The following is a 10,310-nucleotide window of genomic DNA, read 5'->3' as shown; positions in this document are numbered from 1 at the left end:
CCTCACCAACGACTGGCCGCTGCTCAGCGAGCGCAACCCGACCAAGAAGCTCAAATGTGACGCCGTCGTCGCCAATCCGCCGTTCAGCTACCGCTGGGACGCCAACGAGGCGATGGGCGAAGACTTCCGCTTCAAGAGCCACGGCCTCGCGCCCAAATCCGCCGCCGACTTCGCCTTCCTGCTGCACGGCTTCCACTACCTCAGCGACGAAGGCACGATGGCGATCATCCTGCCCCACGGCGTGCTGTTCCGAGGCGGTGCCGAGGCGCGCATCCGCAGCAAGCTCCTCAAGGATGGCCACATCGACACCGTCATCGGCCTACCGCCGAGCCTGTTCTTCTCCACCGGCATCCCGGTCTGCATCCTGGTGCTGAAGAAGTGCAAGAAGCCTGATGATGTGCTGTTCATCAACGCCGCCGAGCACTTCCAGAAAGGCAAACGGCAAAACCACCTGCTGCCCGAGCACGTCGACAAGATCGTCGACACCTACCAGTACCGCAAGGAAGAAGAGCGCTATTCGCGCCGGGTTGGGATGGAGGAGATCGAGAAGAACGACTTCAACCTGAATATTTCCCGTTATGTCAGTACCGCACAGCCGGAGGAAGAGATTGATCTTGCTGCCGTGCATGCGCGGCTGGCCGAGATCGATCAGCGCGTGGCCGAGGCAGCGAAGGAGCACAACGGGTATCTGCAGGAGTTGGGGTTGGCGGAGGTGTGAACGATTACAAGCGAAGAGCTCGCAGAACCCGGCGTGAGCCTCTCGACTCACCGGGCTCCTGTTGCTCCAACCCTCTATGCCCGTGTTTGCCGCCAAGACGTCTCCACGCTCAGCGTCGTCGGATCACAAAGGATCTTGCCGTGCCCGCGGGCTCATCCTCCGCTAGGGAGTTGGCCTACGATGCGACTGGAACAACCCGACCCCTTTGCTCGGCACCCATTACAGGCACGTCAACGCTCCTACGGGTCGGTCCGTCCTCGAGCCATGCATTGGTACTCTGTGCTTCGCTTTTCGTCACTTGGCAGGCTCCCTTGGCATCATGGCCCGAGTTCCCGCAGTTCCACCGAAGCGCCTGAATCGAGCTCGCGCCCTCTCTATTCCTGACACTGAGGGCCTTCAGGAAGGGGGGGCCAAGCCAGGGCGGTGAAGGGGCCGCCTTTTCGGGGATCAGCCTAGGCTTGGTCGGGACAGTGTAGCCGCGCCGCCGTTGTGCGGCTTGCCGCTCAGGCGTCGCTCAGGTTCAGGCGTTGCTCGATGCGCTCGACGCGCCGCCGCAGTTCTTGGGTTTCATTCTTGCCGCTATAGACAGCGGTCGTCAGTGCGCCAAGTTGCTGTCCGAGCATGGCGGTGTTCAGCTCGACTTGGGTCAGGCGGTCCTTAATCTCGCCAATGTCACCGCGGATCGCTCGCAGGTGCTCGAGCACTAGGTTTTCGGTGTTCTCGGTCATGCTTAGGGCCTCGGGTCAGTCTCAGGCGGTCTTGCGTTGCTTGGGGTGTAGCTCGGTGACTTCGGCCGATGGTGCCAGTCCGGCCGCGCCGATGATGCGCGCGCCGTGTTGCTCGAGGGCTTGGCGTACCCTGTCCTCGCCAAAGCGAGCGTAAACCTGAGTCGTGCTGGCGTTGCTGTGATTCAGCACGCGGCCGATTAGGTGCAGGCTGTTTCCGGCTTGGGCGAGCCAGCTTCCGACCGTCCGCTGCAGGTCATGCAGTCGCACATCATCGACCGCACGCGGTAGCTCGATGCCTTCAGCCGCCGCCGCTTGGCGAATCTCGGTCAGGCTCGGGCTTGGGGTCCAGTCCTTCGCCGTGTGCTTGCTCTTGGTCGCAGTGCGCTCAGTGGTCAAGCGCTCAATCAGCGCCGCCGCCTCGGGCTCTTCGCGCCAGCGGGCCAAGGTCGCCGCGGTCTTCACGCGGTTCCAAGGCTTCGAGATGTTGACGAGATGAGCCGGGGCCTTCGCCTTCTCTTCGCCGGTCGCCGCGCGCGGACCTTTGCCGGGCAGAATGTACGGGTTGCCAGGCTGGCGCGGTATCTGGTCGAGTAGCGCCAGGGCCGCCGCGCTCAGTGGGACGTAATGCGTCCGGCCGGCCTTGGTGTCGCCTAGGCGCAGCTCGCCGCGGTCGCGGTCCACGTCCGACCATCGGGCCGCCAGTAGTTCGGTCTTGCGAACGCCGGTCAGCAGGTACAGCCACAGGCCGAACCGCGCCGATTCGTTCTGCTCTTCATTGATGGCCGCCGCCAGGTGAGGCAGTTCCTCGGGGGTAATCCAGCGGTCGCGCTTGTGTTCCTTGAAGCGGTCAATGTCGCGCGCCGGGTTGATATGGCTGTCAGGCACATAACCCCAACGCCGCGCCAGCTCGAACAGCTTGGACAGTAGCGCTAAGGTGCGGTTGGCCTCGTAGGGCTTGCCTTCTTTCGTGCCGATGCGCGAATGCAGCGCCGCTACGTCCGCGCGCTTGGTCAGCTTCGCCATGATTCCGCCTTGTCAGTGCTTCGCCGGTTCCTGATTCGAGTCACCAATAAGTCACCAAGCGGGGTGGTGACTCGTCGCAAAGCATAGCACAAGGCGCTAGCGTAAAGTGCTGATTTATAGCGTTATATCGTAGCCAACCGCAAGCGGTAGACGGTGCGAAACTCTGATTTTACTCAGGTGGTCGTGCGTTCGAGTCGCACAGGGCGCACCATATAAAACAACGGGTTAGATTCGGATGAGTCTAGCCCGTTTTTCACAAACCAGAGGATGTCACGCTCATCGATCGCGGGCTGGGCCGTCTGCAGGCGTGAAACCGCATCCGGGATCTGTGCATCGACTACAATGATCCGATGCTGCCAGCGCAGTGAGCCAAGCTCCGCGAGGGGTGAATCGGCACCCTGATCGACTGGCTCGGCGCTGAGCAGCGTGCTCGCCGCGCTGAGCCCGAGCCCAAGGACGAGCATGAGCGCCAGAATCAGCCTGAGTGCCTAAAGCGCCTGTATGATGGTCGCCATGATCCTCTCCAAGAACAGCCCATTGGCGTTACCGATCCAGCCCGTGCTGCCCTCGACATCGAAGTACTCCGCCTCACCCTTCCATTCGCAGAAGCTGCGGCGCGCGCTGGGCCGCAGCTGGCCGCGATAGGTCCAGGCGTTGCGGGCGCGTTCGAGATCCTGTGGGTTCATCGGGTTTAGCCATGCTGTTGGGTAAGGGTTGGTAGGCCGAACGGCGTGCTCATGAAAACGCCGCTCAGTCGGCTCCGCCTTGGACAGGCCGCCGGCCTGGTTGGTGCTGAGGGGGCAGCGGAATTGAGGACTTTGTCGCCTGAAAGGCAGGATTCGCCGTTCTTCTCCCAAGGGGTACGCGAGACGTTACTCGATGTCGGCGCTGTGATTGGGCGCCCCGATTCCTTCTAAAGCCAGCTTGCGCCGTGCCGACTCCACCTCGGCTTCGTGGATTTCGCTCAGAATCGCGTCGAGATCGACCGTCTGATGCTGGCCTTTGAAATGGCCGGTGAGGGTCACCTCCGGTGTCAGATGGCTCTGTTCATACAGATGCCAAATTTCCTGGGCGTAGCTGGTGGTCAGCAGCTCAGGCGCAAACTGTCCGAAATAGGCGGCCAGATTGTTGACATCGCGCGCCAACATCCAAGCGGCATGGTTGTTCGCCGCCGCATCCACGGCCTGCGGCAGGTCGATGATCACCGGACCTTGCGGATCAAGGAGTACATTGAATTCGGACAGGTCGCCATGGACCAGTCCGATGCACAGCATCTTCACCACATCGCTGATCAGTGATGCGTGATAGGTGTGCGCCTGTTCGAGCGTCAGGTCCACCTCATCCAGACGGGGTGCGGCATCGCCCTCGGCATCGGTGATCAGCTGCATCAGCAAGACGCCGTCGACAAAGTGGTAAGGCTGCGGCACCCGCACCCCGGCCGCGGCGAGACGATAGAGTGCATCGACCTCGGTGTTTTGCCACACCTCCTCTTGCTCCTGGCGCCCATACCTTGAGCCCTTCGCCATCGCCCGCGCCTTGCGGCTATTACGTACCTGACGCCCTTCCCGATACTGCGCCTGCTTGTGAAAGCCCCGATGACTCGCCTCTTTATAGACCTTGGCGCAGCGAACGGAGCCTTCGGAGCGCACCACATAGACGGCCGCCTCCTTGCCGCTCTTGAGGGCATAGAGGACTTCATCGACCAGGCCGTCCTGGATCAAGGGCTCGAGACGTTTGGGGGTTTTCATGGGTCACTCATTGGAGGGCGCAGGGGTCGCCAGACAAGGGAGCATCCTCAAAGATAAGGGTCTCAGTGGGTCGGGAGGCGTTCATGGTAGCAGCCCGTTAGCGAGGACGGTTTTGTTGATCGGCATAAGGCGCTGCCGATCGATTGATAAAACACAATAGGCCAGCCCCATCACGCCCATCCAATCAAACGATTTCACGCGAGCGGTCGCGGCGCCTAACCTGGTGTCAACCTCGAACGAGGGCACTGACACTCATCAACAGGAGCTGTAACCATGACCGCCGACATCCAGACCACCCCCGCCATGCCCCGCCTGAACGAGCCGGCCCCGGCCTTCGATGCCCCGACCACCCATGGTCGCAAGACCCTCGAAGACTATCGCGGCCAATGGCTGGTGTTGTTCTCGCATCCCGCCGATTTCACGCCAGTCTGCACCACCGAGTTCATCGCCTTCGCGAAGCGCCATGCCGACTTCAAAGCGCTTGGCTGTGAACTGCTCGGCCTGTCCATCGACAGCAACTTCTCGCACATCGCCTGGGAGCGCAACATCAAGGAGAAGTTCGGTGTCGAGATCGGCTTCCCGATCATCGCCGATCTGTCGATGCAGGTAGCCAAGGCCTACGGCATGATCCAACCGGGTGCCAGCGACACCTCCGCGGTGCGCGCCACCTTCATTATCGACCCCAATGGCGTGCTGCGCGCCATGGTCTACTACCCGATGAGCAATGGCCGCTCGATCGACGAGTTCGTGCGGCTGGTCAAGGCGCTGCAGACCTCCGATGAGCACGGCGTCGCGACCCCTGAGGCATGGCAGCCGGGCGACAAGGTCATCGTGCCACCGCCGGCGACCGCCGAGCAGGCCGAGGCGCGCATGGCTGAGGGGTATGAGTGCTTGGATTGGTACTTCTGTAAGAAGGCGCTCTGAGTCAGTCAGCGAAGCCGGGCGGGGTGCGACCCCGCCCGATGCGCCGACGCATCCTGCTGTTGCTCATTGGAAACGTGACGCTGTCGTGATGGGTGCAAGCAGTTTCGGTCTATCGTTGCCTGGTTGGCCTCGGTGACGATGATCGTACAGGAGTCGATCACCGACCCGTCCTCGCCCTGCCAATGCTCAAAGAGTCCAGCCATCGCGAACGGCATTCGATCCGTTTGGCGGATCGCATAGGGCTGTTTGCCATCCGTCCCGGCTGGCCATTCATAGAAGCATCCGTCGGGATCAGGCAGCGCCGCTCACGAAAGGCCGCGCGATAGGCCAGCTTGCTCGCCACCGTCTCAGCGTGGGCGCTGATGATGCCGCTCGCCGCCACCGGCAAAGGCACCGCCGGCCTCATCCGCGGCGCGCTCGGCGATCTCGAGATGGCCCGCAGCGAGTACGACCGCGACAAAGGCACCGCCCTGTTCAGCGTCGAGCTCAAAGGCCGCGACAACCGCACCTATACCGACGTCTCCGGCACCTATCCGATCATCGGCCCCTGGGACACCGTGCGCCTGATCTACGACCGGCCCGCGCTGCTCGACCAATGGCAAGGCAAGACCCTGCGCGAGGTCGATCTCACCGCCCAGATCCGCCACCAACCTGGCGCCGAGGTGCCCGAGCTGCCGACGCTCAACGCCTCATCCGCCATCATCCCGCCGCTGCTGCAACGCTGGATCATCCCATGACCCGACGCATGATCCCCTGGCATCGGCTGCTGCCGAGCCACCATCGCCTGCTGCTCTGGTGGGCACTCGCCGGCGCTGGCATCGCCTTGCCCTGGCCCATCGGTGGCAGCAGCCTTCCCTGGCTGCAGCGCACCGCCGACAGCGACGGCTGTCAAGTCGCCAGCATCTACGATGGCAGCACCCTGGCAGCACCCTGAGCGCCACCTGCAGCGGCCTCAAGCTCAAGGTTCGCCTCTACTGCATCGACACTCCCGAGATGCAGCAACGCCCCTGGGGCACCGAGAGCGGCGACTACCTGCGCCGCATCACCCCACGCGTGGTCTCGCTACGCATCCACGACACCGACCGCTACGGGCGGAAGGTCGCCGAGGTCATCGACCCAACCAGCGGCACCGTGCTCAACCGCGCCATGGTCGAAGCCGGCCAAGCCGCCGTGTATCAGCGCTACTGTCCTGATCCGAGCGATCGCCAGGCCGAGGCCGGCGCCAAAGCCGCTCGGATCGGCATCTGGAGCCAGCCCGGCGATCACCAACGGCCACGGGACTGGCGCAATCGCTAGGCTTTGTGCGGAAGCGGTCTGCCAGGCATATCAACCTGCGGCTGAAGCATGCGGCTTGGCCATCATCTGTTCGGTTAGCAAGATTTGACTGAGGTCATAGCTTTGGCGGCCAACTGGACCAAAGCGGTCACCGATGATTATTCCTCACAGACATAAGTGCTAGGCTCAATGAGGCGCTGCGTGCGCTCAAAGGCATGGGTCAGGAAACGGGTGGAGGATCACCGACAACCGTGGACGTATCGACACCGCTGATCGGTGGGGACCGGTCGGATTTCTGCATAGCACCAACAACGACACCCGTTCTGCGTTCGCAGTCTGTAACGGGGTTATCGCGTGCGCGTGTGTTTTAGAACGGCGGGTTTAGGGTGCTAGGCAGATTCTGCCTATGTCTGTTAAGGCAGACTCTGCCTAGCACACCTGACCCACATTCTGTCTAATCAACTGTTAGGCTCCAAATACTTCAATCAACCAACAAGAATGAGGAATTTATAAATGGATAGAGGAATAAAGGATGAAGGCTTTGTGCGAAGAGCTTTTGAGGTTGCAGAAAATGAACATGGGCGTTGGATTGCGAACCAAGCATATTTTAATCACGATGCAAATTCAACTCTAGAACCATCAGTTCATGCGGCTCTAGTTACTGCCGTATCCATCTACGTCCAAAAGTATGATTGGAATGAGATTGAAATACAAAACGCCCTTTCCTCTAATACTGTTGGCGCGGCGAGAGATCTAATTGACAGGTTGTCAGCACAACTCCCTCAGCATTAATTGCCTACACGGCATTTCAGGTGACCCACTACCGCACCGTTTCTATCATCGCGCTGCGTTAGCAGTCACCTGATTTTGATCGTTAGTTATGCATCAAGAGAACGGAGGTGAACTTGTAACGCAACATCAAACAACAATCCTACCAACTAACATTAAGCTCGTGACCTTTGAAGGAGAAAACGATGCAGAACCCTGATCTTGAAACCGACGGCTTTGAAGAAGTGAAAATCGAATATGGTATGGCTGATGGCAGCATGTATACGGATAGTTGTTCTGGTGGTCGATCAGATTGCTGTACGCGCACATGCTCACGGGACGGTAATTTCACTGCCTCTGAAGATGCGTGGGAAGCCTTCCTGAAAATTGAAGGTGGTCAAGTTCAGTACTGATAAATTCAACGCAGCAAGAGCGGTCATGCGCCGCCCTTGCTGCAATTTTTAGTGTGGTATGCTATGGGAAATCCATATCTTAGAGATGGAGTAGATGTTTATGTTGGCTCATCCACTGATGGCTCAAATGACGTTACATTCGTTTTTCTGTCTACAAGAAAGCGTATTCATCTGAAAATACGGGATCGTCTATTGTTAACTTTACCACTTATGAATGGAGATAACTCCATTGATTATTTACAAAGTCAATCAGGTGTTTCAAGCAAGGAACTTAAAAATTTTGTTGAGTATCTTGAAGCTTATGGAATAGTTGTTCCAGAAAATTGGTTTGATCTAATGCCACTAAATCAAGACTATAAAAAACTTTTAGAGAAACAACTTTATTTTTTGCTCGACATTTCGAACAACCCTGATTCAGTGTGCAAAATCCAGCAGAAGATAAAAGATGCTAGTATTGCGATAGTTGGTATTGGATCAATCGGCAGTTGGATGTTGGTTGAACTAATTAAAATGGGGTTTGAGAAATTCAAAATCTTTGATTTTAAAGAGATTCAAGAAGACTCGATCTCAAGACATGCATTTTTCGATTCAACCATGGTTGGCAGAGATAAATCATGGTTTTACACAGATATTGGTAAAAAAATTAATCCGAATATAAAAATAGAAGGTTACTTGTTGTCACTAAAAACAGACCCTTCCTTTTTCGATAATCTAAGTGATGTAGACATAATAATCAATTGCGCTGATGAGCCATACATAGGCTATAGCAGTATCTTCCTTTCAAGATATGCAATAGATAAAGGAAAATTATTGTTTGTGGCTGGTGGTTTTGATGCGCACCTCGGTTGTTTGGGTGAACTGGTTGTGCCACACAAAACGCCATGCGCTGATTGTTATAATGAATATTTTAGAGAATCTTTAAAAGATTGGAAGCCTTCCCCTCACCCAGTAAAGGACAGAGTAAAAGGATTCGGCGGATTACCATCCCTCACCGTGTTTTCAGCATCTACGGGATGTCTGGCAATCTTAAGATACTTTATTGACGAACTCGCATTTTTGGAGACGGCAGGAGGAAGAGGTGAGTTTAAATTTAATGACTACTCTATAGATGCTTTTGAAGTATCAAGAAATCCAGATTGTGAGGTTTGCGGTGAATAACCTGAACCGACGATACAGGCTTCGGCCATCTGTAAGCATTATCCCAACAAAAAATTCTTTAATATGGGAGTTTTTTCAATCCAACACAAGAAGAATAAAACATTTTAAAATTGCTGATAGCGCTCTGATTGAGATTGTAAAAGAATTAAATGGATCTACTCTGGTCGAACTAATAGAAAGATGTAACACAAATGCGCCTATTGATAAATTCATAAATCATTTATACGAAAATTGTTACATCGAAGACTTTGATATTGCGCAAAAGGTAAACTACCATCCATTTAACAGAGTAATAAATTTTATTGCCGATTATTTGCCAACTCACGAGTCAATTAGGAATTTTAATAAAATCCATAATTCTCATGTAGTCATAATTGGGTGCGGGGCAATTGGAAGCTGGGTGAGTCAACTTTTATGCCAAAATGGCATTAGGAACTTTACGTTATGTGATCCCGATGTAGTTAAGCACAGTAACCTCAATAGAAGCTTGTTTTTTTATTGCGATATAGGAAAAAAGAAAATAGTTAGCCTAAAGGAATCTCTTGAAAGAATAGATAAAAATATAAATGTATTTTGTGTTGACTCACTTATAACTTGTGAAAAAGATGTGCATAACGCACTGGAAGTGAGCGATGTGGCGCCTGATTTGGTTATAAACTGCTCTGATTTCCCAAATGTTGATACTACATCAGAATTTATAAGCAAAGCGTGCATGGTAAGACGCATCCCCCACATTATCGCTGGAGGATACAATCTTCATCTGAGCCTGATAGGCCCCACAATTATCCCCGGGACATCTGCATGTTTTCATTGCATTCAGTTGGGGCTTGAAAAAGAAGTCCCGATAGATTTCACGAACACCAGAAAACTATACAGAGAAAAAAGAAACATCGGTAATTTGGCTCCGTTAGCAGGGATTTCTGCGTCATTTGTGGTTTTTGAATCCCTACGAGTATTGATTGATTCCAAAAAAATGTTACCGTACATGATAGGCAAGCGAGGAGAGTTTAACTTTTTAACATCGAAGTTGAATTTTTCAGAATATCCAAAGCTACCTGATTGTGAATGGTGCAGCTCGATTAAAAATGGTTCTTGATCATCGTATAATTAAATGGGCGTGGTTGGAATTGTTTTCAAGGCAAAGAATAAACGCAGAATCAATCGTCTAAAATAAAAGGGGCCAGGGTCGATTTAATTTTGATGAATTGAATCGAATTAACGAAATCGCCTAACAATTAAAGGGGTCTGGATGGAATTTTTTTTCAGACCGTAAATCAATGCGCAATCAATCGCCTAAAATTAAAGAAACTATGCAGGCCATCCAAGTCTAAGCCTCGAAACCAACCACAAGCACCGAGCAACGAGGAGACCGAACATGACCAGCGAAACGGCAAACACTCTCAAGACCACCTTGTACCTGGAGGGCCAAAGGGGCCAGAGGGCCAAAGGGGCCAGGGTGGAATTATTTTCCAGACTGTAAATCAACCCGCAATCAATCGCCTAACGATGGCCTCCAGTCCGACCGCTCGCTTCGCTCGCGGCGGCTGAGGCTGGC

15 protein-coding genes and 1 tRNA gene are annotated in these 10,310 nt (G+C 54.8%); 10 read left to right on the top strand and 6 right to left on the bottom strand.

Features of this window, described 5'->3' with window-relative positions:
* A partial coding sequence (locus tag VBE63_RS21220) for an N-6 DNA methylase (RefSeq protein ID WP_323685013.1) occupies window positions 1-718 on the top strand: 718 nt, incomplete at its 5' end.
* Between the two features lie 503 nt (window positions 719-1,221).
* Here the strand turns inward: VBE63_RS21220 and VBE63_RS21215 are convergent.
* Together VBE63_RS21215 and VBE63_RS21210 are read right to left on the bottom strand one after the other, a co-directional pair.
* On the bottom strand, window positions 1,222-1,446 hold the full coding sequence (locus VBE63_RS21215) for a hypothetical protein (RefSeq protein WP_323685012.1): 225 nt from the start codon (window positions 1,444-1,446) through the stop codon (window positions 1,222-1,224).
* Window positions 1,447-1,467: 21 nt separating this feature from the next.
* Complete coding sequence (locus tag VBE63_RS21210) at window positions 1,468-2,469, bottom strand: tyrosine-type recombinase/integrase (RefSeq protein ID WP_323685011.1); 1,002 nt, start codon at window positions 2,467-2,469, stop codon at window positions 1,468-1,470.
* Between the two features lie 119 nt (window positions 2,470-2,588).
* Between VBE63_RS21210 and VBE63_RS21205 the strand changes: the two genes are divergently transcribed.
* Window positions 2,589-2,680 (top strand) — tRNA-Ser (locus tag VBE63_RS21205).
* On the opposite strand, the gene VBE63_RS21200 is transcribed toward VBE63_RS21205, so the two are convergent.
* The 3 genes from VBE63_RS21200 to VBE63_RS21190 all read right to left on the bottom strand — a co-directional run bounded on the left by VBE63_RS21200 (window position 2,643) and on the right by VBE63_RS21190 (window position 4,217).
* Entirely contained in the window at window positions 2,643-2,933 is a 291-nt protein-coding gene (locus tag VBE63_RS21200; protein ID WP_323685010.1) for a hypothetical protein, read from the bottom strand. The genes VBE63_RS21205 and VBE63_RS21200 overlap by 38 nt on opposite strands.
* Window positions 2,934-2,957: 24 nt before the next feature.
* Window positions 2,958-3,155 (bottom strand): DUF427 domain-containing protein, encoded by a 198-nt coding sequence (locus VBE63_RS21195; protein WP_323685009.1) that lies wholly within the window; start codon window positions 3,153-3,155, stop codon window positions 2,958-2,960.
* Window positions 3,156-3,341: 186 nt separating this feature from the next.
* Complete coding sequence (locus VBE63_RS21190) at window positions 3,342-4,217, bottom strand: PA4780 family RIO1-like protein kinase (RefSeq protein WP_323685008.1); 876 nt, start codon at window positions 4,215-4,217, stop codon at window positions 3,342-3,344.
* 273 nt (window positions 4,218-4,490) lie between these two features.
* Here VBE63_RS21190 and VBE63_RS21185 point away from each other — a divergent pair, with 273 nt between their 5' ends.
* On the top strand, window positions 4,491-5,141 hold the full coding sequence (locus VBE63_RS21185; protein ID WP_323685007.1) for a peroxiredoxin: 651 nt from the start codon (window positions 4,491-4,493) through the stop codon (window positions 5,139-5,141).
* Between the two features lie 5 nt (window positions 5,142-5,146).
* Here VBE63_RS21185 and VBE63_RS21180 read toward each other — a convergent pair whose 3' ends face one another.
* The gene (locus tag VBE63_RS21180; protein WP_323685015.1) at window positions 5,147-5,374 is read right to left on the bottom strand and encodes an SOS response-associated peptidase family protein; all 228 of its coding nucleotides are present in this window, start codon (window positions 5,372-5,374) and stop codon (window positions 5,147-5,149) included.
* Window positions 5,375-5,473: 99 nt separating this feature from the next.
* Between VBE63_RS21180 and VBE63_RS21175 the strand changes: the two genes are divergently transcribed.
* The 7 genes from VBE63_RS21175 to VBE63_RS21145 all read left to right on the top strand — a co-directional run bounded on the left by VBE63_RS21175 (window position 5,474) and on the right by VBE63_RS21145 (window position 9,851).
* Window positions 5,474-5,878: a hypothetical protein gene (locus VBE63_RS21175; RefSeq protein ID WP_323685006.1), complete on the top strand. Its 405-nt coding sequence runs from the start codon at window positions 5,474-5,476 to the stop codon at window positions 5,876-5,878.
* A complete protein-coding gene (locus tag VBE63_RS21170) occupies window positions 5,875-6,075 on the top strand; it encodes a hypothetical protein (RefSeq protein ID WP_323685016.1) in 201 nt (66 codons plus the stop codon). Before VBE63_RS21175 ends, VBE63_RS21170 begins: the two co-directional genes overlap by 4 nt.
* Window positions 5,997-6,437: a thermonuclease family protein gene (locus VBE63_RS21165; RefSeq protein WP_323685014.1), complete on the top strand. Its 441-nt coding sequence runs from the start codon at window positions 5,997-5,999 to the stop codon at window positions 6,435-6,437. The genes VBE63_RS21170 and VBE63_RS21165 overlap by 79 nt, the downstream gene beginning before the upstream one ends.
* 492 nt (window positions 6,438-6,929) lie before the next feature.
* A complete protein-coding gene (locus VBE63_RS21160; RefSeq protein ID WP_323685005.1) occupies window positions 6,930-7,208 on the top strand; it encodes a hypothetical protein in 279 nt (92 codons plus the stop codon).
* A gap of 182 nt (window positions 7,209-7,390) precedes the next feature.
* Complete coding sequence (locus tag VBE63_RS21155) at window positions 7,391-7,597, top strand: hypothetical protein (protein ID WP_323685004.1); 207 nt, start codon at window positions 7,391-7,393, stop codon at window positions 7,595-7,597.
* 36 nt (window positions 7,598-7,633) lie between these two features.
* Complete coding sequence (locus tag VBE63_RS21150) at window positions 7,634-8,755, top strand: ThiF family adenylyltransferase (protein ID WP_323685003.1); 1,122 nt, start codon at window positions 7,634-7,636, stop codon at window positions 8,753-8,755.
* A complete protein-coding gene (locus tag VBE63_RS21145) occupies window positions 8,748-9,851 on the top strand; it encodes a ThiF family adenylyltransferase (protein ID WP_323685002.1) in 1,104 nt (367 codons plus the stop codon). The genes VBE63_RS21150 and VBE63_RS21145 overlap by 8 nt, the downstream gene beginning before the upstream one ends.
* Window positions 9,852-10,310: the final 459 nt, after the last annotated feature.

This window comes from Lamprobacter sp., from assembly GCF_034860625.1.
Lineage (GTDB): Bacteria > Pseudomonadota > Gammaproteobacteria > Chromatiales > Chromatiaceae > Lamprobacter.
The sequence above is the reverse complement of the archived record's forward strand: the minus strand, read 5'-3'. Positions and strand labels throughout refer to the sequence as shown.

What these genes read in the sequence shown, in the direction of transcription:
- VBE63_RS21215 (WP_323685012.1), bottom strand. Translation starts at nt 1,446, where the DNA reads ATGACCGAGAACACCGAAAACCTAGTGCTCGAGCACCTGCGAGCGATC.
- VBE63_RS21210 (WP_323685011.1), bottom strand. Translation starts at nt 2,469, where the DNA reads ATGGCGAAGCTGACCAAGCGCGCGGACGTAGCGGCGCTGCATTCGCGC.
- VBE63_RS21200 (WP_323685010.1), bottom strand. Translation starts at nt 2,933, where the DNA reads ATGCTCGTCCTTGGGCTCGGGCTCAGCGCGGCGAGCACGCTGCTCAGC.
- VBE63_RS21195 (WP_323685009.1), bottom strand. Translation starts at nt 3,155, where the DNA reads ATGAACCCACAGGATCTCGAACGCGCCCGCAACGCCTGGACCTATCGC.
- VBE63_RS21190 (WP_323685008.1), bottom strand. Translation starts at nt 4,217, where the DNA reads ATGAAAACCCCCAAACGTCTCGAGCCCTTGATCCAGGACGGCCTGGTC.
- VBE63_RS21185 (WP_323685007.1), top strand. Translation starts at nt 4,491, where the DNA reads ATGACCGCCGACATCCAGACCACCCCCGCCATGCCCCGCCTGAACGAG.
- VBE63_RS21170 (WP_323685016.1), top strand. Translation starts at nt 5,875, where the DNA reads ATGACCCGACGCATGATCCCCTGGCATCGGCTGCTGCCGAGCCACCAT.
- VBE63_RS21160 (WP_323685005.1), top strand. Translation starts at nt 6,930, where the DNA reads ATGGATAGAGGAATAAAGGATGAAGGCTTTGTGCGAAGAGCTTTTGAG.
- VBE63_RS21155 (WP_323685004.1), top strand. Translation starts at nt 7,391, where the DNA reads ATGCAGAACCCTGATCTTGAAACCGACGGCTTTGAAGAAGTGAAAATC.